Source organism: Planococcus lenghuensis (genome assembly GCF_001999905.1).
Lineage (GTDB): Bacteria > Bacillota > Bacilli > Bacillales_A > Planococcaceae > Indiicoccus > Indiicoccus lenghuensis.
In genome coordinates this window covers 1,862,563-1,886,856 of the sequence record NZ_CP019640.1, presented here as the reverse complement: position 1 = coordinate 1,886,856, position 24,294 = coordinate 1,862,563, and the positions used below count along the sequence as shown (strand labels likewise).

28 protein-coding genes, 1 pseudogene, 1 riboswitch and 1 other annotated feature are annotated in these 24,294 nt (G+C 50.4%); of the genes and pseudogenes, 9 read left to right on the top strand and 20 right to left on the bottom strand.

The window, feature by feature from the left end; all coding sequences use genetic code 11:
- Positions 1-343: 343 nt before the first annotated feature.
- Together B0X71_RS09700 and B0X71_RS09695 are read right to left on the bottom strand one after the other, a co-directional pair.
- Positions 344-673 (bottom strand): type II toxin-antitoxin system PemK/MazF family toxin, encoded by a 330-nt coding sequence (locus B0X71_RS09700; protein WP_077589218.1) that lies wholly within the window; start codon positions 671-673, stop codon positions 344-346.
- Positions 673-951, bottom strand: coding sequence for an AbrB/MazE/SpoVT family DNA-binding domain-containing protein (locus B0X71_RS09695; protein WP_077589217.1), 279 nt, complete (start codon positions 949-951; stop codon positions 673-675). The genes B0X71_RS09700 and B0X71_RS09695 overlap by 1 nt, the downstream gene beginning before the upstream one ends.
- A gap of 156 nt (positions 952-1,107) precedes the next feature.
- Here B0X71_RS09695 and B0X71_RS09690 point away from each other — a divergent pair, with 156 nt between their 5' ends.
- Positions 1,108-1,569, top strand: coding sequence for a universal stress protein (locus tag B0X71_RS09690; RefSeq protein WP_077589216.1), 462 nt, complete (start codon positions 1,108-1,110; stop codon positions 1,567-1,569).
- 165 nt (positions 1,570-1,734) lie between these two features.
- Here the strand turns inward: B0X71_RS09690 and B0X71_RS09685 are convergent, their stop codons facing one another.
- Positions 1,735-2,175, bottom strand: a complete 441-nt coding sequence (locus B0X71_RS09685) for a hypothetical protein (protein WP_077589215.1) — start codon at positions 2,173-2,175, stop codon at positions 1,735-1,737.
- A 656-nt stretch (positions 2,176-2,831) separates the two neighbouring features.
- Positions 2,832-2,937, top strand: a riboswitch (TPP riboswitch).
- Between the two features lie 94 nt (positions 2,938-3,031).
- Between B0X71_RS09685 and B0X71_RS09680 the strand changes: the two genes are divergently transcribed.
- The 5 genes from B0X71_RS09680 to B0X71_RS09660 all read left to right on the top strand — a co-directional run bounded on the left by B0X71_RS09680 (position 3,032) and on the right by B0X71_RS09660 (position 8,558).
- Positions 3,032-3,622, top strand: a complete 591-nt coding sequence (locus tag B0X71_RS09680; RefSeq protein WP_077589214.1) for a YkoF family thiamine/hydroxymethylpyrimidine-binding protein — start codon at positions 3,032-3,034, stop codon at positions 3,620-3,622.
- A 1-nt stretch (position 3,623) separates the two neighbouring features.
- On the top strand, positions 3,624-4,205 hold the full coding sequence (locus B0X71_RS09675) for an ECF transporter S component (protein WP_077589213.1): 582 nt from the start codon (positions 3,624-3,626) through the stop codon (positions 4,203-4,205).
- Entirely contained in the window at positions 4,192-5,628 is a 1,437-nt protein-coding gene (locus tag B0X71_RS09670) for an ABC transporter ATP-binding protein (protein WP_077589212.1), read from the top strand. Before B0X71_RS09675 ends, B0X71_RS09670 begins: the two co-directional genes overlap by 14 nt.
- Positions 5,570-6,364: an energy-coupling factor transporter transmembrane component T family protein gene (locus B0X71_RS09665; protein ID WP_232336681.1), complete on the top strand. Its 795-nt coding sequence runs from the start codon at positions 5,570-5,572 to the stop codon at positions 6,362-6,364. The genes B0X71_RS09670 and B0X71_RS09665 overlap by 59 nt, the downstream gene beginning before the upstream one ends.
- A gap of 292 nt (positions 6,365-6,656) precedes the next feature.
- Positions 6,657-8,558 (top strand): IS1182 family transposase, encoded by a 1,902-nt coding sequence (locus B0X71_RS09660; protein WP_077589211.1) that lies wholly within the window; start codon positions 6,657-6,659, stop codon positions 8,556-8,558.
- Here the strand turns inward: B0X71_RS09660 and sstT are convergent.
- The 6 genes from sstT to B0X71_RS09625 form a co-directional block, all read right to left on the bottom strand.
- On the bottom strand, positions 8,481-9,752 hold the full coding sequence (gene sstT, locus B0X71_RS09655) for a serine/threonine transporter SstT (protein WP_077589210.1): 1,272 nt from the start codon (positions 9,750-9,752) through the stop codon (positions 8,481-8,483). The genes B0X71_RS09660 and sstT overlap by 78 nt on opposite strands.
- A 98-nt stretch (positions 9,753-9,850) precedes the next feature.
- Entirely contained in the window at positions 9,851-11,197 is a 1,347-nt protein-coding gene (brnQ, locus tag B0X71_RS09650) for a branched-chain amino acid transport system II carrier protein (protein ID WP_077589209.1), read from the bottom strand.
- A 224-nt stretch (positions 11,198-11,421) separates the two neighbouring features.
- Complete coding sequence (locus B0X71_RS09640; RefSeq protein WP_077589207.1) at positions 11,422-12,294, bottom strand: ABC transporter permease subunit; 873 nt, start codon at positions 12,292-12,294, stop codon at positions 11,422-11,424.
- The gene (locus tag B0X71_RS09635) at positions 12,278-13,213 is read right to left on the bottom strand and encodes an ABC transporter ATP-binding protein (RefSeq protein ID WP_077589206.1); all 936 of its coding nucleotides are present in this window, start codon (positions 13,211-13,213) and stop codon (positions 12,278-12,280) included. Before B0X71_RS09635 ends, B0X71_RS09640 begins: the two co-directional genes overlap by 17 nt.
- Before the next feature lie 61 nt (positions 13,214-13,274).
- Positions 13,275-14,408 carry an anti-sigma factor family protein gene (locus tag B0X71_RS09630; RefSeq protein WP_077589205.1) on the bottom strand — a complete coding sequence of 378 codons (1,134 nt, stop codon included), beginning with the start codon at positions 14,406-14,408 and terminating at the stop codon, positions 13,275-13,277.
- A complete protein-coding gene (locus B0X71_RS09625; RefSeq protein ID WP_198038560.1) occupies positions 14,405-14,947 on the bottom strand; it encodes an RNA polymerase sigma factor SigX in 543 nt (180 codons plus the stop codon). The genes B0X71_RS09630 and B0X71_RS09625 overlap by 4 nt, the downstream gene beginning before the upstream one ends.
- Before the next feature lie 421 nt (positions 14,948-15,368).
- Here B0X71_RS09625 and B0X71_RS09620 point away from each other — a divergent pair, with 421 nt between their 5' ends.
- Together B0X71_RS09620 and B0X71_RS09615 are read left to right on the top strand one after the other, a co-directional pair.
- The gene (locus tag B0X71_RS09620; protein ID WP_077589203.1) at positions 15,369-15,719 is read left to right on the top strand and encodes a hypothetical protein; all 351 of its coding nucleotides are present in this window, start codon (positions 15,369-15,371) and stop codon (positions 15,717-15,719) included.
- Positions 15,720-15,744: 25 nt separating this feature from the next.
- On the top strand, positions 15,745-16,011 hold the full coding sequence (locus B0X71_RS09615) for a hypothetical protein (protein WP_077589202.1): 267 nt from the start codon (positions 15,745-15,747) through the stop codon (positions 16,009-16,011).
- A gap of 27 nt (positions 16,012-16,038) precedes the next feature.
- Here B0X71_RS09615 and B0X71_RS09610 read toward each other — a convergent pair.
- From B0X71_RS09610 to B0X71_RS09590, 6 genes and pseudogenes are all read right to left on the bottom strand, one after another.
- Positions 16,039-16,569, bottom strand: a pseudogene (locus tag B0X71_RS09610) (nucleotidyltransferase family protein).
- 56 nt (positions 16,570-16,625) lie between these two features.
- Positions 16,626-17,060 carry a CPBP family intramembrane glutamic endopeptidase gene (locus tag B0X71_RS21760; protein ID WP_077589201.1) on the bottom strand — a complete coding sequence of 145 codons (435 nt, stop codon included), beginning with the start codon at positions 17,058-17,060 and terminating at the stop codon, positions 16,626-16,628.
- Between the two features lie 11 nt (positions 17,061-17,071).
- Entirely contained in the window at positions 17,072-17,626 is a 555-nt protein-coding gene (locus tag B0X71_RS09600) for a GNAT family N-acetyltransferase (RefSeq protein WP_077589200.1), read from the bottom strand.
- 182 nt (positions 17,627-17,808) lie between these two features.
- A complete protein-coding gene (locus B0X71_RS09595) occupies positions 17,809-18,024 on the bottom strand; it encodes a TM2 domain-containing protein (protein WP_232336680.1) in 216 nt (71 codons plus the stop codon).
- Between the two features lie 181 nt (positions 18,025-18,205).
- The gene (locus B0X71_RS21570) at positions 18,206-18,331 is read right to left on the bottom strand and encodes a hypothetical protein (RefSeq protein ID WP_269750077.1); all 126 of its coding nucleotides are present in this window, start codon (positions 18,329-18,331) and stop codon (positions 18,206-18,208) included.
- A 7-nt stretch (positions 18,332-18,338) separates the two neighbouring features.
- Positions 18,339-18,572 (bottom strand): hypothetical protein, encoded by a 234-nt coding sequence (locus B0X71_RS09590; RefSeq protein WP_077589198.1) that lies wholly within the window; start codon positions 18,570-18,572, stop codon positions 18,339-18,341.
- Positions 18,573-18,759: 187 nt separating this feature from the next.
- Between B0X71_RS09590 and B0X71_RS09585 the strand changes: the two genes are divergently transcribed.
- Complete coding sequence (locus B0X71_RS09585) at positions 18,760-19,656, top strand: oxidoreductase (protein ID WP_077589197.1); 897 nt, start codon at positions 18,760-18,762, stop codon at positions 19,654-19,656.
- A gap of 67 nt (positions 19,657-19,723) precedes the next feature.
- Here B0X71_RS09585 and B0X71_RS09580 read toward each other — a convergent pair whose 3' ends face one another.
- The 5 genes from B0X71_RS09580 to B0X71_RS09560 all read right to left on the bottom strand — a co-directional run bounded on the left by B0X71_RS09580 (position 19,724) and on the right by B0X71_RS09560 (position 24,278).
- Positions 19,724-20,416 carry a Na-translocating system protein MpsC family protein gene (locus B0X71_RS09580; protein WP_198038559.1) on the bottom strand — a complete coding sequence of 231 codons (693 nt, stop codon included), beginning with the start codon at positions 20,414-20,416 and terminating at the stop codon, positions 19,724-19,726.
- A gap of 101 nt (positions 20,417-20,517) precedes the next feature.
- Positions 20,518-21,231: a nucleotidyltransferase domain-containing protein gene (locus tag B0X71_RS09575; RefSeq protein ID WP_077589195.1), complete on the bottom strand. Its 714-nt coding sequence runs from the start codon at positions 21,229-21,231 to the stop codon at positions 20,518-20,520.
- Positions 21,232-21,261: 30 nt separating this feature from the next.
- Positions 21,262-22,953, bottom strand: coding sequence for an arginine--tRNA ligase (argS, locus tag B0X71_RS09570; RefSeq protein ID WP_077590961.1), 1,692 nt, complete (start codon positions 22,951-22,953; stop codon positions 21,262-21,264).
- Between the two features lie 50 nt (positions 22,954-23,003).
- Positions 23,004-23,215: a binding site (T-box leader), on the bottom strand.
- 64 nt (positions 23,216-23,279) lie between these two features.
- Positions 23,280-23,642: a potassium channel family protein gene (locus B0X71_RS09565; RefSeq protein WP_232336679.1), complete on the bottom strand. Its 363-nt coding sequence runs from the start codon at positions 23,640-23,642 to the stop codon at positions 23,280-23,282.
- A 282-nt stretch (positions 23,643-23,924) separates the two neighbouring features.
- A complete protein-coding gene (locus B0X71_RS09560; protein WP_077589193.1) occupies positions 23,925-24,278 on the bottom strand; it encodes a hypothetical protein in 354 nt (117 codons plus the stop codon).
- Positions 24,279-24,294 lie beyond the last annotated feature (16 nt).

Here is a 24,294-nt window from a genome sequence, read left to right as displayed (position 1 = left end):
GGCGTTTACTATACACCGCTCCGTTTGTCTTAACTTTATTCATATGCAGCTCCTAATAGATCTTTCCGACTATGTGGTCTGCCCGGTGTTTTTATCATTAACATATCTTTTTAATAATATTATCTCTTATCTACGCATTCCTTTATTACTTTCCATTAAACTTACGGCTCAAAAAGGTCTGCATGTCACTCCCTGGCCGCCGTTGCCCTTATATTCAGTTCCAAACAAAAGAACTGATGCCTTCTCTTGCTGATTATTTACCAATACTCCGATGGTTGAATCAGCGCGTCATGTTATTCATGGCATGAAAAAAAGCACCGCTTGGCGGCACTCCGGGAATTCATTAAAACAGTTTTGGTAAAATCTCGAGCACTTTGCCGAGCGTTTCAGATGCTGCGGTCTCTTTAAATTCAGCATTCCGGGCCTGGGTGTCGATTGCCCGGATATGCTGGCAAAGAACCATGCCGGTCGTCTTGTTGTCCGCCGTCAGCGGCACGTTCAGCGGAAATGCCCGGACGGTATTCGTAATCGGGGCCACAATGGCAATATTGCTCAAGTTATTGTAGAAGTTATTGCTGACTACCAGACATGGGCGTTTACCCGCCTGCTCATAACCTGTCCGGGGGTTCAAATCCGCAAAAATGATATCGCCCTGCTTCGCTTTATAACCCATTAAATTTGCTCGCCGCCGACAGGTCCGTCGTAATCGAGCTCGTCTTCCATCAACTGCCTGATCTCGATTGCGGCATCCGGATTTTCCAAATCCCATCCGGCGAATAGCTGCTCCAATTCGTTTTTAGAGGCTGTTTTGCGGATCACCACTTCCTGAGTATCAGAATCAAACTCAAACTGAAGCTTGTCTCCGCTGTCCACCTGCAGCATCATCCGCACTTCTTTTGGCAAAGTTACTTGGCCTTTACTTGTAAGTTTAGCCGTCGCGATATTAGGCATGCCTGCTCCTCCTTCTTAATTCCTTACTTTTCCTTACCTTAGTGTAATAAATTCAATCAAAAAATACAAGTTTTACAATTGTGACTTTCATCACATACTTACGAGGGCATCCGTAATATGATAAGGATAAGAAAATCCATATTAGGAGGAATTGAAATGCCATTATCATATGATCGGATCCTGGTTGCGATTGACGGTTCCAAAGAAGCGGAATGGGCGTTTAAAAAAGCGATTGGCTTGGCCGACCGGAATGATGCCGAATTATGTTTAGTGAATATCATTGATACCCGTGCGCTTACGATGGTCGGTAACGCGAACCCGGATTACGCAGAGGGGCTACGTAAATCGAATCAGAAAATGCTGGATGACTATAAACAGCAGGCGGAAGCGGCAGGAATTCAGCGCGTGGACACAGTCGTGGCCGTCGGTTTTCCAAAGACGGCGATTTCCCGGAATGTTGCAAAGAAATTCGACGCCGATTTGATCGTGTGCGGCGCAACCGGCATGGGCCCTATTGAACATTTCCTGCTCGGAAGCGTCTCAGAACATATCGTACGCACCAGCCGATGCGACGTGCTGGTCGTCCGCACCGAAGAGCACGCGGAAGCCAATAGCTGAGATCCAAGATGCCCAAACTGAGGAATCGTCAGTAACGCAGCTGCCTGCGAGATGGAAAACGGGCGGCTGCGCTTCTTGTTCTGAGCTGCGAGACGCGCAATTCACCCGAGTGAACGACAATCAAAACTGCAGGAACTGTTCGTATCCTTCGTTGAAGAAATTGAATTAGTCCTCTTCCACTTTTTCATCATCCCGGTAGACATGCATCTTGTGTTTCGATATCACGTGCAGGTTCTCATAATGATTTTGAAGCAGCCGCTCCGCATATTTGGCTTCCACTTGGCTGATGGCTCGCTCATCACTGTCCGTCAGTCTCATACCTTCTCCTATATAGACGTATTGGTCTCCGTATTCTCCACCTTTATCCAAGTACTGCTTAACAATATAAATGCCTTCATCATCGTAATAACCGTAGTTTCTCGGCGTCAGAAGGTACGATCCTTCAACTTCCCCAAATTTCGTGAGGTCATCCGCCCCCACCATTTCTTCCACTTCGTTTTCGTTCGGCACAGGCTCATACACCCACATGAACCACCCGAACGCCACTATGCCTGCAACAAATAAAACGGGGGCAGCGATCAGCAACAGCAACCATTTCCTTTTCATCTTCTCCCTCTTTTCTTTTCGAACGGGATCACGCATTATTCCTTGGATTGCCAACCCTTTTCTCTACGTTTAGTTTACCGCAAATTTCCATAAAGCCAAAAGTTCTCATGGCATATATGCCAGTAAAGTACCCGGCAAAAATAACTGCTCAATTAAATGCTTCGCCGCGTATCTTTTGAGATTAATGCAATCATGTACATCCAGGTTCTTCTCAAGAGCTCCAGACCTGAAATGCCGATATTAAGTGCCGTTTCCGTCAATGACCTTTAATAGGTCTATTTGGCTGTATAGCCGTTCCGGTAGTTTTATCAATAATCCGTTAACTTAATAGAAAAACCTTAAATCACTGGTACATATCTGCTTTTCGGAATCAAAAAAAGGGTAATTATACGGGTTGTCTTTTTGTTGCCCCTCCTGGTTTTCGCTTGATTTGCCGCTGTCTCGGAAATCCTGTAATAGTCGGAATGCACACGCTAAAAACATGAGGTTGAGAGCACGCCGGGCCGGCTAATCTTTTTCAGTCATTCTCTTCACGTCCCTCCGCTATCACCGATTTTGATTGATCTCTATTCAAGAACCGGTTTACATCCGTTTTTCCCTCCTGTACACTGAAGGTGCCGGAAACATCCGGTACATGACAAAAACTGCATACCGTTTTTCTGCACTGGGGGTGCCCACTTTGGCTGAGATGCGAGCGCGAGCTCCGATCCCTTATGACTCGATCCGGATAATACCGGCGTGAGGAAGTGCAGTGACGTTCCGTACACTTCTTTTTGTTTGATTGCTATGGATACGTGGCTGCATCTTCGCGGATGCGGCCTTTTTTCATGGACTCAAACACAAGGAGGAATTCAAAATGGAACAACAGCACTGCGGCACAAGCCCGATCGTCGGCTTTCGGTTTTCGCTTCATCCGATGAGCGACCGGTTTATCGACATCATCAAAGGGGCTCTTCACGAAACCGATACATCCCGGGTCTGGATGCATACCGATGACGTCTCAACCGTCATCCGGGGCAAGCAGCCACACGTCTTCAATGTCGCTAAAGCCCTTACGCTTCATGCGGCAAAGACCGGTGAACATGTGGCATTGTCCGGCACCTTTTCTGCGGGTTGTCCGGGTGACACGGAAGGCGATGTGTATTTGAAAGCGGATGATGAACTCCAGAACACAGACGACCGGAACCAATATGTCTCTTCGCAGTTCGCGCTCTATCCGATGAATAATCCGGACTACATGGCGATCATTTACCGGGAAGTCGACCGGGCAAAGGCGCGCGGCGTCTTCAACGACTCGATGCATTACGCAAGCGGCATCCATGGCGACATCCATGACGTCTTTGCCTTTTACGAAAAGGCGTTCACGCATGCCCGCTCCAGTCGATTCCCGCATCTCGTCATGACCGTCTCGATGAGCCTCAATAGCCCGTCGCACGGAGGGCAATAATATGCTGAAGTCATGGAAACTGAAAGAAATCATCTTGATGAGTGTCTTCGCCGCTGTGTTCGGCGTGGTTTACTTGCTATTCGTCCATATCGGAAACATCTGGGCCGGGTTCATCGGCCCCATCGCCTACGAGTGGATCTTCGGCATTTGGTTCATTGTCTCGATTCTGTGCGCGTACATCATCCGGAAGCCCGGTGCGGCGCTCGTGTCGGAAACGGTGGCAGCGGCTGTCGAAGTCATGCTTGGCAATGCGATCGGCCCACGGCTCATTCTGTCCGGCATTGTCCAAGGACTCGGCGCAGAAGCGGTATTCGCCGCAACGGGCTATAAGCGGTATCAGACGTGGGTGTTGATGCTGGCCGGTGCCGGGTCCGCCGTGTTCAGCTTCGGCTATGGCTATTTGCTGTCGGGCTATGCGGCACTGGATCCGTCGTTTGTGGCACTCATGTTCACGTTGCGGGTGCTGAGCGGGGCGTTGATCGCCGGACTTGGCGGCAAGTATTTGGCAGATGGTCTGCTGTTGTCCGGTTCTCTCCGCGGTTATGCCATTTCGTATGACAAAAAAGGTGATGCCCGTGTGTGAACCGGTTATTTCATTTGAAAACGTTGCATTCCGCTTTCCGGACGAGGAGCGGAATACATTGCAGGACCTGTCTTTTGAGGTTCATCCCGGGGAGCGGCTCGTCATCAGCGGTGTGAGCGGATCGGGCAAAAGCACGCTCTTGTATTTACTGAACCGGCTGTATCCCGATAACTGCGACGGAGTGCTCACGGGTCACGTTCAGCTGTTCGGGAAACCGGCTGCAACTTACGCGCCCGGCGAGATATGCCGGCAGACAGCGACGGTGCTTCAGGATCCCGATGCGCAGTTCTGCATGCCCACAGTCGAGCAGGAATTGGCATTTACGCTGGAGAACCTGAAGATCGGCCGGACAGAAATGGAGAGCACCATAACTGCTACATTGGAATTAACCGGTCTGACTCCATACCGTCATGCAGTCATTCAAACGTTATCCGGCGGGATGAAACAGCGGGTCGCACTTGCCTGTGCGATCGCCATGCAGCCGGAAGTGCTCGTGCTGGATGAGCCGATCGCCCATCTTGATCCGTACAGCGCACAAGCATTCATTGAGCTGTTGGACAAACTGCAGGACACCCATGGCTGGACCGTGATCGTCGTCGAGCACCGGCTGGAGTTATGGGAAGGGTTCTTTACGCGGGAACTCGTCCTTAACCAGGACGGGGTACTGCAGGCGGACCGGCCGTTTACCGCTCCCTGCTCCCCGCCGTTTCCCGTTAAACGAGCTTCAGCGCTTGATGACATAGCATTAAAAGCACAAGGCGTATCGGTTTCGATCAATGGCATTCGCATACTTCAGGATATCTCGCTCACTGCGGCAGCGGGAGAAATTATGGTGATCGCCGGTCCGAATGGCAGCGGGAAGTCCACGCTGTTAAAAGCTTTATGCGGAATCGTGCGGATCGATTCAGGGAAATTAACAGGGCTCACCGCCGGCTATGTGCCGCAGTCCCCGGAGTATTTGTTCATGACACAGCGGGTGGCGGATGAACTGACTTATTCCGGGTGCTCCACTGCGGAAGAAATCCGGATCATCGCCGACCGGCTCGGTCTTCGGTCCATTTGGGATGCCCATCCGTTCGCGGTCAGCCACGGACAGAAGCGGCGCGTGGCGACCGGGGCGATGATGGCCGATAAACGCCAGGTTCTCCTCATGGATGAGCCGGCAGCGGGCCAGGATGCGGCTGCTCTTTTGGAATTGGCGGCACTCATCACGGAACAGGCCCGCTCCGGCATGACGGTCGTAATTGTGACGCATGACATGGCCTTCGCCGCAGCGGTCGCAGATTCGGTACTGCTCATGAAGGAAGGTCGGCTGTCCCGGAAATTTCTCCCCGCCGAACTATGGCAAGAGCCGGATGTATTGAATGCTTATCATTTGGTATCACCGGAAGGAGCGGCTCGGCGTGCAGCGCATTTTGCATGACATGAACCCGGCGGTGAAATTGGCCATCGTCACAGGTTCCGTCCTCGTCCTGGCGTTGTTCTTCAATCCTTGGACGCCGCTGTTCTTTTTTATCGGCATCGTGGTGATCCAAGCGTTTTTCAGCCGGATTGCCTGGAAACGGTATGTGCTCTTTATGCTGCCGTTCGTCATTACAGCGGCCGGGTATTTGTGGACGACCGTTGTGTTTGCGGCGGATACGGAAGGACCGGTCATCTGGAGCTGGGCCGGCATTGACGTGACGGCCGAACAATGGAGCCGGGCGCTGTCGCTCGCTTTCCGGGTGCTCGCTTTTTCATCGGTATCTTTACTGTTTGCGTTTACGACGGATCCGGTGAAGTTTGCGCTCAGCCTGATGCAACAGCTCAAACTATCACCGAAACTCGCCTACAGCATGCTCGTCGGCTATCAATTCCTGCCGGTGCTCCGGGAGGAATTCATCCAGATCCGCCAGGCCCAGCGGCTCCGCGGTATTGGAACGGAAACCGGGCTACTGCACCGCGTCCGCAACATCCGTCGCGTCTTGATGCCCATGCTGGCTGGCGCAGTGCGAAAAGCGGAACGGACGGCCTTTGCCATGGAAGCCCGGGGATTCACGGGTGAGCCCCGGACCGTTTTCTTTGAGCCGGTTCCGCTCACTCGGACCGATGCAGCGATGGGGATGGTGTTTACTGGTCTGCTTTTGGCAAGCTGCATCGGAGGTGTGAATCTGTCCTGACGTTCAATTAAATACAAGGGGCTGTCCCGAAAGGTCATGAAAAATGACCTCGAGGGGCAGCCCCTTTTTTCTATTCGTAAAGAAGTAGCTGGGGTTCGGCCCGGCGGACGCTTTCCGCGGGCACGGCTTCAGACGCTTCCCTCGCTATACTCGGTCCAGGGTCTTCAGCTCGTGCTGGTCCCGCAGGAGTCGCCGCCGGCCTTCCCGCTAGTCAAGTCATCAATGCATACAAAAATCGTCCGTTTCTGTAAAATGGGAGTTACCACACAACCACTCAGAAAGGACGATTTTTATGCGCAATCCAACGATTGCTTCTACCGATTATACCATGCAACCACCTCTTCCGTCAGGTGAATTACTTGAACACGAAACCGCAGTTTCCACCCAAGGGCGCCGGCCGGCGCCCGCATTCAAACCGTATGATCCGACCCAGGCCTTATCCATTCCTGATATTGGCGCCCTGATTCCCGACCATCATGTGGCTCGTGTGGTGGATCAGTTGGTTGAGGCTTTCCCCGATGAGGTGTTGACCGCCTGCTACCCTGGCGGGGGGCGACCACCCTTCCACCCGAAACTGATGCTCAAAGTTATTCTCTATGCCTATTCCCAAAAAGTTTATTCCTGCCGGGGCATCGCCACGATGCTGCACGAGGATCTTCCGGCGATCTGGCTGGCGGCGATGCAGAAACCGGATTTCCGGACCATCAACCATTTCCGGAGCGTCCGAATGGGAGCGGTCATCGATCAGTTATTCGAGTTCACTGTTTTGGAACTTCACCGGCAAGGGTTTGTCGAGTTTGAGAACTACTTCCTGGACGGGACGAAGATGGAAGCGGACGCCAATAAGTATAGCTTTGTCTTCCGTAAGGCGGTGACGGGGCGGGAAGCGAAACTGAAAATCAGAATTCAGGAAACGCTTCAGGAAATCCAGGAGATTGCCAAGGCGGAGGGATTGGAACTGGGCCAGCTGGCCGAGGAGCCGGCGGCTGCGGAATTGGCTTCAATTGCGAACCAGCTGGAAGACCAAATGGACATCCTGACGGATCTCATTGCTGAGGAAGAGATTGTGGAAAACAGAAAAGGACTCCGCAAACGGCACAGTCTCCTGAAAAAGAAAGTGAAACTGATTCGTGAAAACTTCATTCCTCGCCAAGAAACGTATGCGGAACAGCTCGCCGTCTGTGGAGAGCGCAACAGCTTCTCGAAGACGGACCCGGACGCCACATTCATGCGGATGAAGGAAGATCATATGAAGAATGGCCAGCTGAAACCCGGATACAATATCCAGATGGCGACCGAGAATCAATTTGTACTGTTCTATACCATTCATCAGCGCCCAGGAGATGCTCGCTGCCTGATTCCACATCTGGAAGAGCTGCAGGCATCTGCCCTGCCTATGCCGAAGACCATCGTCGCGGATGCCGGCTATGGAAGCGAAGAGAACTACCTCTACCTGATCGGGGATGAAAAAGAACCGCTTGCCGGCTTCCTGATCCCGTATGGCACCTATCTGAAAGAGCAGACGAAGAAGTTTAAAAACAATGAATGGAACGCGAAAAACTGGACGTATGAAGAAGCGGATGACCGATTCATCTGTCCAAACGGCCGCCGCGTCGTTTTCAAAAAGTATCAGGAGAAGAAAAATGCATCGGGCTTTGTTCAGTCCTATAGAATCTACGAATGTGAAGACTGTACCGGATGTCCGCTGAAAGAATCGTGTACCAAGGCGAAAGGGAACCGTCAGGTTCACTGGAACCCGGTCTACGAGGAATTGAAAATGAAAGCGAAAGAAGCCCTTGAATGTGAGGACCGAAAACTGGTATACGCCCGAAGAAAAATCGAGGTGGAAACCGGTTTCGGCGATATCAAGGGCAATTTGGCGTTCCGCCGGTTCCATCTCCGGGGGCTTCAGAAAGTGCACATCGAATTCGGACTCATCGCCATGGCGCATAATTTTCGGAAAGTGGCCGGTTTCCTCCGGTCACTTTCCGAAAAAGCGAACTTTAAAAAAACAGGGAGAGAACAACCGATTGGTTATTCTCTCCCTGTTTTTAATTTAGGGGGCTTTTTGGACAGCCCCTTGTTTAAACCTTCTATATCATACAGAAACATTTACTCAGCTGTTCGCCAAATCTTCAGCCGGTTCCTCGATGTCAAACGCATGCTGGGTTTCCGGTTCTTCCGCTCCATTTAAGTCCTTCTTGTATTCAGCCGTAGCGGTGAACAGAACATCGGTGGATGAATTCAGCGCCGTCTCGAACGAATCCTGCAGGACGCCAATGATGAAACCGACTCCTACGACTTGCATGGCGATGTCAGCCGGGATGCCGAACAGGCTGGCGGCCAGCGGAATCAGCAGAAGCGACCCACCCGCGACACCGGAAGCCCCGCAGGCACAGACTGCAGCCAGTACGCTCAGCAGAACGGCTGTCGCGAGGTCCACTTCAATGCCTAGCGTATGGACGGCCGCAAGTGTCAGAATCGTAATCGTAATGGCGGCTCCCGTCATATTGATGGTGGCCCCGAGCGGAATGGACACAGAATACGTATCCCGGTCCAGCCCCAGTTTGTCGCTCAACCGCATGTTCACCGGAATATTTGCAGCGGAACTTCGGGTGAAAAAGGCAGTAACGCCGCTTTCCTTAATGCACGTCCAAACAAGCGGATAGGGATTTTGGCGGATATTAGCATAGACGATGAGCGGATTAACCACAAACGCCACAAAGAGCATACAGCCGATCAACAGGACCAGTAATTCCCCGTAGCCGAGCAACGCGGTCAATCCATTTGTCGTGATCGCCGCGATGACGAGCCCCATAATACCGAGCGGCGCGAACCGGATGACCCATCCAACCATTCGGGTGACCGCATCCGAGAAATTGGCCAGCACCGTTTTTGTTGAGTCGGAAGCGCTTCGGAGCGCCAGTCCCAGGACGATGGCCCAAGCTAAAATTCCGATGTAGTTCGCATCCGCAAGCGCACTGATGGGGTTATCGACAACGTTCAATACCAATGTGGTCAGAACTTCAGCCACTCCGCCGGGGGCCGTTAACTCTTCAGTCCCTTCTGTCAGCGCGATGCTCACAGGGAAAGCGAAACTGAAAAACACAGCCACCAGGGCAGCGGAAAACGTCGCCGTAAGATATAAAGCAATAATGGTTTTCATATTGGTCTGCTGGCCTTTTTGGTGCTGCGCGATGGAAGCCATCACGAGAACCAGGACCAGGACCGGCGCGATGGCTTTCAGCGCCCCTACAAATAATTCCCCTAAAATGGCCAGGGGTTCCGCGGCTTCCGGAAAAAGAACAGCCAGGCCAATCCCGAGGATCAAGCCGAGCGCGATTTGCTTAACCAGGCTGATGCGGTTCCAAGTTTTTAGTATTCTCATAGATATTCCCCCGTTCATTTCGAACAATAGTGTACCATAGCTTGCTTGTTTCTTCGGCAGTAACGTAACGCGTTCAGAAAAATTTCACAGTTGACTGATTATCCGACTGAATCGTAAGAAGGGCGGATTCCTTTTGTCCGGATCAGCGAAAACAAGGAGCCGCCAATCCCTCCGACGATGGCCGGTACCATCCAACCTAAACCGACTTCATACAATGGAAGAATGGATGTGAACAACTCATCGACTGCAGGCACCGTGATACCTGCAGCGCCTAATCCATCGAACACAGCGACGACAAAAGACAGCGCCATACTCCCCTGGTATACTTCTTTTTTGCCGTTAAATACCGGATGAACAAAAGTGAGCACGATTAACAGGATGGCCAATGGATAAATGGTGACCAAGACCGGAACTGAAATCGCGATCAGTTCATTCAGCCCAAAATTGGCTAATCCCGCACTGAATGCGGAAAACAGAAGAACGAATTTCGTGTAGGACACCCCGGGCATCAGCTGCGCGAAATAAGAAGAACAAGCCGTGATCAGCCCGATGCTCGTCGTCAGGCAGGCACCGGTTACAATCAAGCTGAGCAGCATGCGGCCGTACGCACCGAAATAATGGTTGGATGCGTTGGAGAGAACAGCTCCCCCGTTATCCAAAAGACCGAATCCGCCGACGCTTGAAGCTCCGATGAATGCGAGCGAGGTATAGATGATCCCCAGAAGGGCCGCTGCGATCCCGCCTGCTTTCATCACAGCGAGCAGCACTTCTTTTTTGCCGGAAACCCCTTTTTCTTTTACCGCATTGATCACAATGATGCCGAACACGAACGATGCCAGCGCATCCATTGTCAGGTAACCCTCTTGGAATCCCTTGAAAAACGCATTCGTCATATAGTGATCAGCGGGCGCCTGAATGATTCCGATCGGCCGGATGATGGCGATCGAGATCAAGAGAGACACGAGAAGCAGTAACAGAGGCGTTAAAAACTTTCCGATGATATCCACGATTTTCGAAGACTTTAACGAGAAAAACACCGTAATGCCAAAAAACACAACGGAAAACACGAATAACCCGAGTACCGTATAGGCTTCCGGGATAAACGGCTTCATCCCGATTTCAAACGCGACCGTGCCCGTTCGCGGGATGGCGAACAAGGGGCCGATTGCTAAATAAAGCACGACGGTGAAAACAAGGGCGAAAACGGGATGCACGCGGTTCGCCAGTGACTGCAGATCGCTTTTACCTGACATTCCGAGTGCGATGATCCCAAGCAGCGGCAAGCCGACCCCGGTCACGATGAATCCGGCATTCGCGGCCCACACGTTCGTGCCTGCTGACTGGCCAAGCATCGCCGGAAAAATTAAATTCCCTGCACCGAAGAACAGGGCGAATAACATAAAACCTAATGTGAGGATGAAAGAAAAAGACAGTTTACGAGGCATTGCATGATCTCCTACTCTGGTTAAAGTTCGAACATATCTGAATATATCAGCTTATACCGGAAGTCGCCACCCCTATGTTCTATTTTTCTGCCGCTGACCGGCCAGCAAATAAAAGCCGCCCTTTCGAGACCGTTTGATCTCAAAAAGGCGGCTGTTTTCAGTTGATATTTATTGGACAATTTCAAAAGTGAAATGTGATACCGGGACAGCCACACAGCTTCCCCCTAGACATCCCGCTTCCTGAAGCTGTACACCGCAAATCCCAGCACGGCAATGCCGTAAAGCGCCGCGTACCAGACGAGTGCATTGCTCGGAGCGGAAATGCTTGTGAACATGCCGCCTTGTGCGAACGCGAGCGGGTTATCTGATGTATTGAACAAGAGATCGGTCATTTTGCGGTAAATGGAATCGATCGGATACACCAAGCTCATGACGATGCCGAGGTTGATGAGGGTCGCTTTCTCGAGGATTGCCCCGAATTGTTCGATGAATCCGCCGATGAACGCCGCCCCGTACAGTACGATGGACACGATGCCGGCGTTCAATGTCGTCATCCGCGTGCTGAGCAACAAGCCGAACGCGATGAGCACAAACGGCTGGAGCACGAACACGCTGACCGCTTTGATCAATTGGGCTACGCCCAAGTCGAGCATCATCCACTCGGCGCCGATCCCTTGGTGAATCAATACGATGCTGAAAAACAACGCGGCGACATAGAGCACCATCAGCACGGTGAGCCCGAAAAATTTCCCGAGTACGAACTGGGTTCTTGAAATCGGGCGCATGAGCCACGTATCGATCTGATGGCTCGCCACTTCCCCGGAAATCGCGCTGACACTCGACAGAATGGCCAGCAGTGCCGCGATGAATGAGGAAAAATAAAGACCCGCGCCGAGCAGCTGGGAAGAAACGAATTGCTGCATGAGGACAATTTCAGGGCCTGCTTCTGCACCCGGTCCTTCATTCGGCATTTCCTTGCCGGCAAAGTAAATCGCGGTGCCGTACAGCGCCAGGAATACGACCGTCATGATGATCGTGATCAAAAAGATGCGCTTTGAAATGATTTCCCTTAACGTCAGTTTACTGATGGCCCACATGGCGGCTCTCCTTTTTCTGGTTCACCCAGTGCATGAACACGTCTTCTAAATGCGGCGTGATCGGTTTCACTTCAAATACCCCGATTTGATTCGCCGATAAATAATGGATGAGGCGCGGGATATCGGATTCGTTTTCGAATTGGATCATCGATCGTGTGCGTGTGTCTTCCTGTTTGATTATTTTGTGCCCAATCACAAACGGCGGCCATTGCACACCGGTCAGGTGATCGGTGACGATCTCCACTTGCGCGTCAATCTGCATCAGTTCCCGCCAGGCGCCCTGGACGATCATATCGCCTTCATGGACGATCGATACGTAATCACACACCGACTCGACTTCGTACAATAAATGACTGTTCAAAAATACCGTTTTCCCTTGGTCCCGCAAATACAGCATAAGATCCCGCACATCTTTCCGGCCGATCGGGTCGAGTGCCGACGTCGGTTCGTCCAGGAAAATCACTTTCGGGTCGTTTAAAATCGCACAGGCCAGGCCGATCCGCTGCGACATCCCCTTGGAAAAGCCGCTGATTCGTCCGTTTTCCCGGCCGGTCATCCCCACGAGCTCGATGACTTCCTGGATTCGCTTCTTTCGTTGCCGGACCGGAATTTTGCACAGCTCTGCGTGACTGTCGAGCAATTGCCTGCCGGTCAGCCAATCCGGGTAGCGGAACAGTTCCGGCAAGTACCCGGCCTGTTCCCGGGATTTGATCGAGCCGATCGGTTCCCCGAGAATGAACCCTTCGCCGCCGGTCGGCTTCAAAAGCCCGAGCATCGTCCGGACGAACGTGCTTTTCCCGGAGCCATTTGGCCCTAAAAAGCCGTAGATCGTCCCTTCCCCGATAGACAGGGACACATCGGAAATGCCGCCTTTGCCATTGTAGGTTTTCGTCAATGCATTCGTTTCAATTACGCTCATTCTGTTTCTCCGCCTCCATTATAAAAAGTCCAGAGCGCTGTGGCGCCCTGAACTGCTGCTGTTACTGAATTTGTGCTGCTAATGCAATCAATTCTTCAGTGCTCGTGCCATTCTCAGAGACAATCATATGAATCTGGCCGTCTCCATTCCAGACGACGGAAGTTTCGTGATCGCTGTTCACAGTGAATCCTTCGGCACCGTTGACACTTACTTCACTTACTTGGGCTTCATCGGTAGTCACTGCGGGAATCGGCAACGTCGACTCGATATCCGTAATGCCAGCCAGTTGCGTCTTCACGTTTTCCGGAATGAACGGCAGTGATAATAGCGTATCCCGTAATTCGGCGATTGAAACGCCTTCCGGTACGTTGATTTCCGGCGACTTCGTGCGGATGTAAGTGATCGGCTGGCCGGCCGCCGCATAATTGGCGGTCACAGCATCAAAGACGGCGACGGAAAACGGTTGTCCGTCCAGTGCCGCAGGGAATTCCTCGTCAGATCCGAGCTGACCCAGCAGCTGATTCGCTTTTTCGATGTCCAGTGTGAATGTAATCGTCGAAGCCGGAATCACATGGACGCCCGCGACGCTGTAGTTGTCCAGCTGCGGTACACTGTAACCTGCTGCCGCAGCGGCTTCCGCGCTGTCGAACTGCTTCGGCTCACCCGAGGCGCCCGTCCGTTCCAGTTTGCCGATGCCTTTTAGATCAATTTCGCCAGCTTCGTTTTCACTGACCCAATTCTCGATTTCGCTCAAGTCATTTTGCGTCAGCTGCACCATTTCGAATTGGTCGACCCGGAATAAGGATAAAAACTGGCTGGCGCCTACTTGAACTTGCGGAATCGCGAATGAGCTGAAAATCGCGGCCGCTGCCACGCCTGAAACTAACACCTTTTTTACTGTTGAACTCATGGAATGCCATCCCTTTCTTGTTTTCAATTCTTGCTTGCCGGTAACCGGTTCCTTTCCTATCTGCTGGAGGCGAGCTTCGAACGTTGCCCACGCCCCTTCCGTATCGACAGGCGTTTTTTTCTCCTCTAATGCCTCTGTACAGAAGAAGTGAAGGTTCTGGAGTTCTGCCACTTGTTCCCGGCAGGCTTCACAGCTTTCCAAATGTTTCATAATGCTTTTTTTCTCATCCCGGCTGACTTCACCGTCCAAATAAGCCTGCAGCGTGCCGATATCATGACAAGTCATTCCGTTTCGGTCCTTTCTTCCAGATAGATTTTTTTGAAGCGGTTTTTCGCCCGGACGAGCAGCGCGCCGATGGACGTCTTTTCCACGCCTTTCGTTTTCGCGATTTCCTCATAACTGTAGCCGGAGAACTTCATGAGGAGGATATCGCGATCCCGCTCCGGCAGTTTCATCAGGATCTGCTGCACGTCCTGAATGTCCTCGAGTGCCATATACTTATCTTCAACTAATCCGGTTTCGATGCGTTCGTAACTTTCTTGTTTCATGGTCCGGGCCCGGTGACGCTGTTCCGTCCGGATGTGATTATAAGCGGTATTGACGGCGACTTTGGTCAGCCAGCCGGATAGATTATTGATCGTCGACCGATCGGTATGATACAGCTTCATAAAGACCTCTTGGGCGATGTCTTCCGCGATGGATTGTTCCTTCACGAGAATCATCACTTTTCGGACGACCGGTGCATAATGCTGTTTAAATAAGTCCTGGAACGTTTCATCCAGCAGATTGTTTGCAGGCGTCGATGAATCTGCCTCCACCTCCATCGTCAGTTCCTCCCTTCCAAGAGCTCTCATGATATAGGACACCGGAAGATGCGATTTTGTGACAGGTTTTTCGTAATTTTTTAGGGATTTTTTCGGATACTCCATTATTCGGTCGTTATGGGATAACTAAATTCTTTCGTGCCTGCTTCACGAACTATGTTAGTGGGTTGCCTGCGGATAGTTGCAAAGCTGGGGGATTTACTTGTGAAACTGATGAGTTTACTTGCGGATTTGGGTCACTTACTTGTGAATTTGAGAATGCTACTTGCGAAACGACTTTTACTTGCGGAATGCCCTAGGTTACTTGCAAAACCAGTGTCTTTATTTGCGAATATTTGCGAAACCCGTCAAGACCATTTTCGTATATACTATAATTGAAGTATTTTCAGAATAATCAAACACTATTAGAAGGACGGGGATTATGGAGATCATAGCAGAACAGCGGCGGCTGGAGCAGCATGTCATCGGGGGATCATTTGTATATGCAGCATACCACGTGTTGGGATTTCTTCCGTTCTTCGACGGCTTTTCGCTGTTTGAGCTGAATGGATTATTGATTCACTTAGCTTATTTTCCGGTTTTCATGGCCATCAGTTTTGTTTCTTATTTGCTTCTGCAAAAGCGGTTTCCGGGGTGGGCGCTCGCTTTTTTGTCTCTCATTTTCGTGAAGGCACTCATCCAACGGTTGTCTGCTTTAGGAAAGTGGGCCCTCGCCGGACTGCCGTTACTGTTTGTTGCCGGTATATTCGGCGTGCTGATTGCCGGTTCTTAACCTAATGAAAGAAGGTGGTAACCAAATGAATTTCTGGCAGAAGCTCTTTTCCGATTTTAATTGTCATGTTGCGACGGCGTTCGGCCAAGAAGCGCATTATGAACATGTGAACGCGCTCGAAGCGGAGCGGATTCCGTTTCGTACGTTGACCGGCAGGAAACTCGATTTCTATTTCTCGTTCAGTCAAAACGATTTTACGACGTTTGCCTCTGTGCCGTTCGACATCTACGTCAAAAAAGAAGACGCGGAGCGGGCACGGCGGGCAGTGGAAGCACGGCAGGAATTGCCGTAGGATAATCAGCGGAACCAATGTGAAATTTTATGTTATCTCTCTTTCAATGCCGGCATAAGTAATGCGATTCCAAGTGGAATGCCAAACTTTCTTAATAACCCGCTGCCTATAAGTCTTCAACAATTCAGGCGATGCCGCGAATGGGGGCGTTGGGGCGACGTGCATGTTCAGCGCATCTTCGATTCCCCACGGAGCCGCTAATATCAATTGCCCATTTTCATCCAACTTGACGGCAAGCGCAGTGGCCGTTTCCGGAAAATGGGCGACTCCGTCAAGTGCGGACCGGTAAGGCGGCAAATTATTTTTTCTGTGCATCCGCACCTAGTTTTTGACGGACCATGGAATGCCTGTACGTAAACGATGCAATTGCTGCTCCTGCTCTTTTTCTTTACGTTCATTTATGTTTTCTTCATCAAAATAAATGACGTCAATATCGGTAAGTGAGGTCCGCGAAGGCAGATTTTGTTGCTTGTCCCAAATCTTCGACCGGACAAAACCGGCACAGATCCACCAATCGGGTAATCCTAGAAATTGAGCACTACGGAGAATCTCCACCATCCACGCATCTTCTGCAATCACGTGTAAAACATCCTCTTTTGTTTTCAGCATATTCTTCACCTCACAATAAACCAATACACACACATGATGCCAAGATCCGACAGCGCATGGCTGATGATCACGGCGCTGAGCGATCCGGTCTTTTGCCGCACATAGCCCCAAAACAGCCCCGCCAATAACACGGGCAGTACCGCAATCAGACTGAAACCTGCTTCAAAGATCGGGATGACGGACAACAAATGGTACAGCGTATAGAAGACCGCAGTAATGGCAATGGCTATTGCCGGTCCTTGGGTCTTTAAAAGCCGGTCATGCCTTAATGATATTTGGGCCTTCTGCCGGCAGCAAGTTCGGGTAATACGCAGCGAGAAACTCGCATGGTTGTCCTGATCGATGACTGTTGTGTTCGCCAACCGACCCGCCAATGCATTGGCAAACGTCGATTTGCCGCTGTGGGTTTTTCCGACTGTCAGAATAGCTAATCTCTTCATGCGCTCATCTCCTAGCTGTTATCCGGTTCATGGAGCGCTTCCCATTCTTCCCGCAAAATCCCCATTTTGATCGAATCGTAGTACGTGCCGTTGTAATACCGGGCTTTCCGGATCCGCGCTTCCATCTGCATGCCGAGCTTCTCACCGGCGTGAATCATCCGCTCATTGCCGGACCAGGTGGAATAGCCGACCCGAACGAGCGGAAGCGTCTCAAACAAATGATGGATCCATAACCGGAACGTCCGCGTGCCGTAACCGCCGCTCCACCATTCCGGGCGGTAAATGACAATGCCGGCTTCCAGCCAATTGGACGGTTCGTGCTCCCAGTAATAGCTGACTGTTCCAATCGGTTCATCCTGGACAGTGATTAACCACTGTTTTCGGTTGTTAATAATCGATTCTTTGTTGCTAATGTATTCCGCGTACGGGACATGTTTGAACTCGTAATACGGAGCGTCCCACTTTTTCCAGTGGGGCGGGTCTTCTCCATAGATCAATTCCCACAGCCGGTGCAAGTCTTCTTCCTGGACCGGCCGGATTGAAAGCTCATGTTCTTGATACTGCATTTATGTCAACTCGCTCTCTTAATACTGGCTCCGCACTTTTCTTCTATTCCAGTATAGCGAACTTCCTGCAAACCGTTTACGGTTTTTTCCATATTAATGGTTTTTGTAAGAGTCAAGGTCGGCTCAGTGTAACTCGATAATCAAAATAAAAACAGGAGCAGCTGCCTGCCCCTGTTTTCGTCTTATCGTTTTCCGTGTTTCGCCTGGAATTCCCGGTCGGACATCAGCAAATACGAAACACCTTCGATGAAGCCGATAATCGCCGGAATGACAGTCCAGCAGAAAGCCAAGTATAGTAAGCCTTTCCCCGGTTTGCCCAAGTAGAATTTGTGGACGCCAAAATCGCCAAGGAAAATTCCGAGCAGTCCTGCGATAATTCGATTGTTCATGGTTTCCATCCTTTCGTCTGTAAATTGAATCAGCTATAAACGTGGGCTGATTTCTCATAGAAACGCAGAGGTTCTCTCTTTCCATACCCTCTTTTGCAGGGATTGTGCTTATTGGCCAATAAAAAAGCATCCTCGTTGGAGAATGTTCAGAGTTGGCATGCACATTATAGCCATTTTCCCGTCCGTCTGATCAGCCAGTATAAACACCGGCCGTGCGGAAACTGACACCATCTTTCAGGAAATGCTTATCCGGCTGATTCAAATAATGATGGTATTCCGCCTGCAAATATGTCATAAAGGCGGTGAGATACTTCATGTTTCCTTCATTTAACACAGCATTCGTGCTGAATAGCCGTCACCCGATCGCTCAGTCCCAACGTTTGCGCTTTTTGGGAACCCCGCTCACTGTATAATCCATCACCGTCACTTGAAAGCTGCGCTGAACAAAGTAAAGTGTGTCTCTTCCTTGCCCGCCGCCCCAGTTCCAGGACGTATGTAACGCCGTTTTCCGTAAAACGGGCAGATTGGACTTGTAGAGCCATTTGATGCTCCTCCATTCAATAGCCCTCCTGTCAGGACTTTCTATTCTATATGATTAGTTTATCTTCTTTCCTTTCGCCCTTCTGATAGCACTGTCCCGAAAATTGGAAGGAAGGCTTATCATTCGCATAGAGAGGGTACTTGTATTACGTTAGAATTAACAAGCAAAGATTCGGTTTTTCCAATGGAACAGGAGGAGACGCTTTGGAGCAAAAATCATTAACCGGAAAAACAGCGATCGTCACAGGCGGCAACAGCGGAATTGGCCTGGAGGCGGCGAAAGCATTTGCAGATATGGGCGCGCAGGTAGTATTAGCGGTCCGGAATGAAGAAAAAGGCCAGGCTGCCCGGGATGAGATCCGGCAGCAAACCGGCAATGCGGCAATCGAAGTCATGCCGTTTAATTTGGCGGATCTGAACAGCATCCGGGCATTTGCTGAATCGTTTAAAGAAACCCATGATTCACTGGATGTACTGGTCAATAACGCGGGGGTCATGGCGCCGCCATTATCACAAACCAACGATGGTTTCGAACTGCAATTCGGCAGCAATCACCTCGGTCATTTTACGTTGACTGGGCTGCTCTTGCCATTGCTGAAAAAGACACCGGGTTCACGGGTCGTGACAGTCAGCAGCCTGGCTCACCGGGGTGCATCGATCGACTTTGACAACCTCGATGCCTCGAACGGCTACAAGGCAATGCGGTTTTATGGCCAGAGTAAATTGGCGAATCTGCTGTTTGCCAAAGAATTGGACCGGCACCTGAAAGCACATAACCTGGAGACCATTAGCCTCGCCTGCCATCCGGGGATTTCCGCGACGAATTTATTTAAGATTGGCAAGCGGGATGCGCCGCGTTTTTTAAAGACATTCACGAGTAAGATATTGCAGCCGCCGGAAATGGGTGCATTGCCGACCATTTATGCAGCCACAAACCCCGATCTTCAGGGTGGTGAATATATCGGCCCTGATGGAAAAGGTTACCGGAAAGGCTATCCGGCGATTGAAAAACCGGATATGGCGGCAGAAAACACAGTTACCATGGAGCGGCTATGGGATGTATCCGAAGAATTGACCGGCATCACCTATGACTTTTCTTGAAAACCTTTATACGACACCGAAAAGGCTCACCCTTTGCAAGGTGAGCCTTTTAGATTGTCCAAGTATATTATTTTGAAGAAGCTTCCAACAGCAAGACCATATAAGCGCGGTCTTCTTCAAAATCCCAATCGACGAACAGCTCACGGATGGGTTTTCCGATCGCAGCTTCAAGCGGAGCAGATTCCATCAACCGGTGTTCGAGCGGCCGTTTTGCCAACCGGAGTTCTTCTGTTGAGCCGTTCTTCACCAACTCGGTTTCAATATCGACCATGAGACCTGTCCGTTCAATCAGCAGTACGGATTCACTCAGCCAGTGGATGCCGGTGTGGTCCGGTTTTTTTTCTGTTTTCTTGCTGGCCTCAACAAGCACATCCAACAACGCTTTTTCGGTTTCATTTAAACTGACCGTTTCATGGGTCTCTTGCCGGTTCGCAACGGCGAGCAGCAGCCCTGTTTTGTTATTGATGTTCCAGTCGGCGTATAGACCGTCTATAGCCATTCCACATTTGTCCGGTAGCTCGGCGGCCAATTCCGTTTTTAAACCGCCCAGTAATACATCTCTTGTCTTCAACACTTGTTTGGCATGATTTTGTTTCAGCAGCGCTTTTTCATTCGGCAGTGAAAAATCGGTTAAGTGCATAACCATGAAAGGCGGGCGCAGTATGATCTGGATCGATTCAGGTCTGGAACCGAAATGATTCAGCAACGCTGTAGAAACATATTCTTCGATAGCAGCTGTATGTGATTCTCTATTTGTCATTTGGAAAAAACCCCTCCCACAACAAGAAACTTCATGTATAGCTTCAAGTATAGAAGGAGATGGCTTGAATTGCGAGTATTCCAGCATATAGTAAGGCTGTTTCAGCTTTTTCCTAGCGAAAATCCAGAAAACAACCGGCCGCCGTGCGGGGCAAGTACCTGATCGGCCAGACGGATGAGGTCTTCTTTCATCTCATTCCGGTAGTAGTGCTCAAAAGCGGAAGTGAATGCTGCTGCGAAATCGGGATCGTATTCCTTCAGTGCCCGGACAATCCATTTTGATGTGCCGATCCAGCGTCGATGGGTTCGAAGTTCAAATTCACTGATCAATTCCCCTAACGTGCCAGCGATGAACAATTCTTCTGTCCGGTCAGTGCACCCGATGAAATCTTCCAGCGCATCTGTCAGGAAGTAGCGCTTTGATCGAATGGTCTCTTCGGACCAGGCATCCGGTCCGCGCTCCAATAGCGCCTGGGCTTGTTCTTTGATGGCAGTGAGTTCCTTACTGCCTCTCAGTACGATGCCTTCTGTCAGCATTCGAGGCAGTGAAGGCCGGGCGCGGGTGCAATCGCTGGCAAAAAAAGCGGAGTACGAGCTGAAGTTATGGACGAATACTTCGATTGGCCAGCCGAAGTCAACCAGGGACTCCCGGTAGGCATCAGGAACCGCCGGGTCAAAAACGATAATGTCCAAGTCGGACGTTTCGGTCGCTTCTCCCCGGACAACACTGCCGGCGAGTACAGCGCCGGTGCAATCGGGAAAGTACTTCGAGATGAATCGGCCAGCCGCTTCCCTTGGCCCGAGTTTCGGTTTCATGACACTTTCCTTCTTTCCTGCTCAATATAACTACATCTCCATGGGCGCTTTTACGCCAAGCAGCCGCAATCCTTCGTTCAATACAATTACCACAGCTTGCACGAGGGCGAGGCGTGTTTCTTGTTCCCGGTCTTCTGACAGGACTTTGACTTTGCCGTAAAAAGCATTGAACGCCTGTGCGAGTTCCAAGACGAACTTGGCAATGACCGATGGCTCGTATTCCTTGAAGCTGCGGTTGATTACCTCCGGAAATGCCAGCAGCAATTTGATGACCGGCCAGCTGGCGTCATCATCGAGTCCATTCGGTGTGAGCTGCGCATTATATATTTCCGCTTTCCGGAGAATGGAGCAGGCCCGCGCATGCGTGTACTGAACATAAGGACCCGTTGCACCTTCAAATCGCAGCATATGTTCAAGGGAAAACTCGATATTGCTTTGCCGGTCATTTTTCAAGTCATGGAAAATGATGGCGCCGACACCGACTTGATGCGCAACTTCTGCTGGATTTGGCAGCGAGGGATTTTTCTCCCGGATATTCTGGCCTGCAAGTTCGATCGCTTCCCGGATCACTTCTTCCAGGAGGACGATTTCCCCTTTCCGGGTCGACATCTTCTTGCCGTTTTTCAAGATGAAGCCGAATGGAATGTGGTGCATATGCTGTGCCCACTCATAGCCCATTTTCTGAAGGGTCAAAAACAACTGCTTGAAATGCAATGATTGTTCCTGGCCGACGACATACAGGGATTCGGCGAAATGATACTGCCGCTGCCGGTAAAGTGCGGCTGCCGCATCGCGGGTACCATACAGCGTGGCGCCATCCGATTTGCGGATGAGAAGCGGGGGCAGGTCGTGATCACTCAAATCGACCACTTCCGCTCCCTCTGATTCTTGCAGCAATTTCTTTTCCTTCAGCAGTTCTACAACTTCGTCCATTTTATCATTGTAGAATGCTTCTCCGTGGACGGAATCAAACCGAACATCCAGCAATTCATAGATTTTATTGAATTCCTGGAGCGACTCTTCCCGGAACCACGTCCAGAGCCGCTGCGCTTCCCCGTCTCCATCTTCTAGCCGCTTGAACCATAGCCGGCCTTCGATTTCAAGCGCCGGATCTGTTTTTGCTTCTTCATGGAACTTCACATATAGTTTCAGCAATTCCTTGATCGGGTTTGCTTCGATTTGTTCATCTTTGCCCCATTTTTTATAAGCCGCGATGAGCTTTCCGAATTGCGTTCCCCAATCGCCGAGATGATTAATGCGCACCGTCTGATACCCGTGTTTTTCCGCAATATTGGCGAGTGCGTTACCGATGACCGTCGACCGGAGATGGCCCATGGAAAATGGTTTGGCGATATTCGGGGATGATAGATCGAGTGTGATCGACCGGTCTGCACCGGCCGATGAAGAACCGTAAGACGCACCTGTTTCCAAAATGGTTGTAAGAACATGCTGGCTGACAGTGCTGCGGTTCAAAAAGCCATTCACATAGGGCCCATCCGCGACGACTTTCGCAAGAGATGAGTCCTGGATGCCTGAGGCAATGTCCGCCGCAACTGCAGCGGGTGATTTTCGGAACTTCTTTGCCAGCGTAAAGCACGGAAACGCAAGATCTCCCTGTGCTTCGAATTTCGGTTTTTCAAGTAATGCGCCAATTTCTTCGATCGTCAGCTGATGATCCAATTGGGCAGCAATAGCTGCTGCAAACGGTTTGGTGATGTCCATGAATGCTTCGTCTCCTTTTTTCGGATACACAAAAACCCCGTCTCTTATTAGTTAGAGACGGGGTTCCCGCGGTACCACTCTGATTGTCCGAAATCGGACCGGCTTTGCAATGGATAACGGGGATTTTCCCGGCAAGCCCTACTAACGATTCAGGCTGCTTCTCAGAAGTGCGGTTCACTGCAGTCAGGCCTTGCCGGGCTTCCACCAGTCCCCGGCTCGCTGTTGGCTGTTCTGCAGTTACTCTCTTCGTCAATGAACATGTATATTTGTGCCATTTTATCGAATGCCTGACAGGAAGTCAACAGTACCCTGGAAGTTTTGGATCTTCAATCGTCAGCTTCTTCCGTTTTTCTTTCATCTTCTTCATCTTTGCTGCGTTTATCGCTGTAATTGCCCTGGCCTTCTTTGATATCCGGTGGATTGTCTGATTGACCGTTGATTGCTCGGACGAAATAGGCAGTTGGCAGTAAAAAACCTATGGCTGCTTCGAGAAGTGCAAAAAAACGGGCATATCCAACCGGCACAAGATCGCCGTAACCGACAGACAGAATTGTAACACCGCTGAAGTACAAATAATCAAGGAAGTTTTCTCCGCCATCCCTGCCCTCTTCTGTACTGACCCGGATGACAGTAGTTTCAAAAGACATCAAATAGTATAAAACAGCGAATCCAATTGTAATCCCGATCATGGTAAAAAATAGTTTTTGAAACAAAGAGGCCTGGAAATAACTATTTTTATATTGGCGTCCCCGGAAAAAATAAAATAGATTTGCAAGTAAATATAGTGCCGTCAAGCTGATTAATATAGAGGAGATCATCAAGTCATCCTTTCTGCGAGGATAAGTTTATAAATTTAGTTGTTTTCTTGTTTTATTAATTTTATCATTGTTATTTTTTATTTTGTTGAATTTGGTTTTCCTTATGTAATTATGTACTAATTGATTCTTGTTTAAAGACCCCAACCATTTAAGTTATGGGGCTTTCCTGAAAAATGCAGCTGCTTCTCCGGCATCTGTCGTCTTCAATACAATTTCCCGGGAATCAGTAATCATGATAAACGGATACTCTTCCGTTTCAATTCCATACTCGTCGGGCCGCATCGAGATCACTGCTTCCTGCAAGACGCCAGTTTCCTGGGCCGTCCCAACCACAGTGTCTGTCACTTCATTCACTTGTTGTTGCGGCGTATCCTCCTCGAATAACACCAGCACCACGTACTTCCCTTCCACCGGTGACAGCATGGAAGATGGTGCGGTATTTCCGTCTGCTGTGCACGCCGATAAAATAACACATAATACGAGCAATGGAACTATCTTTTTCAGCATTTAATCTCTCCTTTCG

Coding starts and splice junctions, on each gene's coding strand:
- brnQ (WP_077589209.1), bottom strand. CDS start 11,197: ATGCCTCGTAAACTGTCTTTTTCTTTCATCCTCACATTAGGTTTTATG.
- B0X71_RS09615 (WP_077589202.1), top strand. CDS start 15,745: ATGAATTTCTGGCAGAAGCTCTTTTCCGATTTTAATTGTCATGTTGCG.
- B0X71_RS09700 (WP_077589218.1), bottom strand. CDS start 673: ATGGGTTATAAAGCGAAGCAGGGCGATATCATTTTTGCGGATTTGAAC.
- B0X71_RS09560 (WP_077589193.1), bottom strand. CDS start 24,278: ATGCTGAAAAAGATAGTTCCATTGCTCGTATTATGTGTTATTTTATCG.
- B0X71_RS09670 (WP_077589212.1), top strand. CDS start 4,192: ATGCCCGTGTGTGAACCGGTTATTTCATTTGAAAACGTTGCATTCCGC.
- B0X71_RS09665 (WP_232336681.1), top strand. CDS start 5,570: ATGCTTATCATTTGGTATCACCGGAAGGAGCGGCTCGGCGTGCAGCGC.
- B0X71_RS09635 (WP_077589206.1), bottom strand. CDS start 13,213: ATGAGCGTAATTGAAACGAATGCATTGACGAAAACCTACAATGGCAAA.
- B0X71_RS09620 (WP_077589203.1), top strand. CDS start 15,369: ATGGAGATCATAGCAGAACAGCGGCGGCTGGAGCAGCATGTCATCGGG.
- B0X71_RS09565 (WP_232336679.1), bottom strand. CDS start 23,642: ATGATCGGGATTACAATTGGATTCGCTGTTTTATACTATTTGATGTCT.
- B0X71_RS09675 (WP_077589213.1), top strand. CDS start 3,624: ATGCTGAAGTCATGGAAACTGAAAGAAATCATCTTGATGAGTGTCTTC.
- B0X71_RS09690 (WP_077589216.1), top strand. CDS start 1,108: ATGCCATTATCATATGATCGGATCCTGGTTGCGATTGACGGTTCCAAA.
- B0X71_RS09580 (WP_198038559.1), bottom strand. CDS start 20,416: ATGACAAATAGAGAATCACATACAGCTGCTATCGAAGAATATGTTTCT.
- B0X71_RS09695 (WP_077589217.1), bottom strand. CDS start 951: ATGCCTAATATCGCGACGGCTAAACTTACAAGTAAAGGCCAAGTAACT.
- B0X71_RS09590 (WP_077589198.1), bottom strand. CDS start 18,572: ATGGAGGAGCATCAAATGGCTCTACAAGTCCAATCTGCCCGTTTTACG.
- B0X71_RS09625 (WP_198038560.1), bottom strand. CDS start 14,947: ATGGAGGTGGAGGCAGATTCATCGACGCCTGCAAACAATCTGCTGGAT.
- B0X71_RS09660 (WP_077589211.1), top strand. CDS start 6,657: ATGCGCAATCCAACGATTGCTTCTACCGATTATACCATGCAACCACCT.
- B0X71_RS21570 (WP_269750077.1), bottom strand. CDS start 18,331: ATGAAGTATCTCACCGCCTTTATGACATATTTGCAGGCGGAATACCAT.
- B0X71_RS21760 (WP_077589201.1), bottom strand. CDS start 17,060: ATGAAGAGATTAGCTATTCTGACAGTCGGAAAAACCCACAGCGGCAAA.
- B0X71_RS09640 (WP_077589207.1), bottom strand. CDS start 12,294: ATGTGGGCCATCAGTAAACTGACGTTAAGGGAAATCATTTCAAAGCGC.
- B0X71_RS09630 (WP_077589205.1), bottom strand. CDS start 14,408: ATGACTTGTCATGATATCGGCACGCTGCAGGCTTATTTGGACGGTGAA.
- sstT (WP_077589210.1), bottom strand. CDS start 9,752: ATGAGAATACTAAAAACTTGGAACCGCATCAGCCTGGTTAAGCAAATC.
- B0X71_RS09685 (WP_077589215.1), bottom strand. CDS start 2,175: ATGAAAAGGAAATGGTTGCTGTTGCTGATCGCTGCCCCCGTTTTATTT.
- B0X71_RS09595 (WP_232336680.1), bottom strand. CDS start 18,024: ATGGAAACCATGAACAATCGAATTATCGCAGGACTGCTCGGAATTTTC.
- argS (WP_077590961.1), bottom strand. CDS start 22,953: ATGGACATCACCAAACCGTTTGCAGCAGCTATTGCTGCCCAATTGGAT.
- B0X71_RS09680 (WP_077589214.1), top strand. CDS start 3,032: ATGGAACAACAGCACTGCGGCACAAGCCCGATCGTCGGCTTTCGGTTT.
- B0X71_RS09575 (WP_077589195.1), bottom strand. CDS start 21,231: ATGAAACCGAAACTCGGGCCAAGGGAAGCGGCTGGCCGATTCATCTCG.
- B0X71_RS09600 (WP_077589200.1), bottom strand. CDS start 17,626: ATGCAGTATCAAGAACATGAGCTTTCAATCCGGCCGGTCCAGGAAGAA.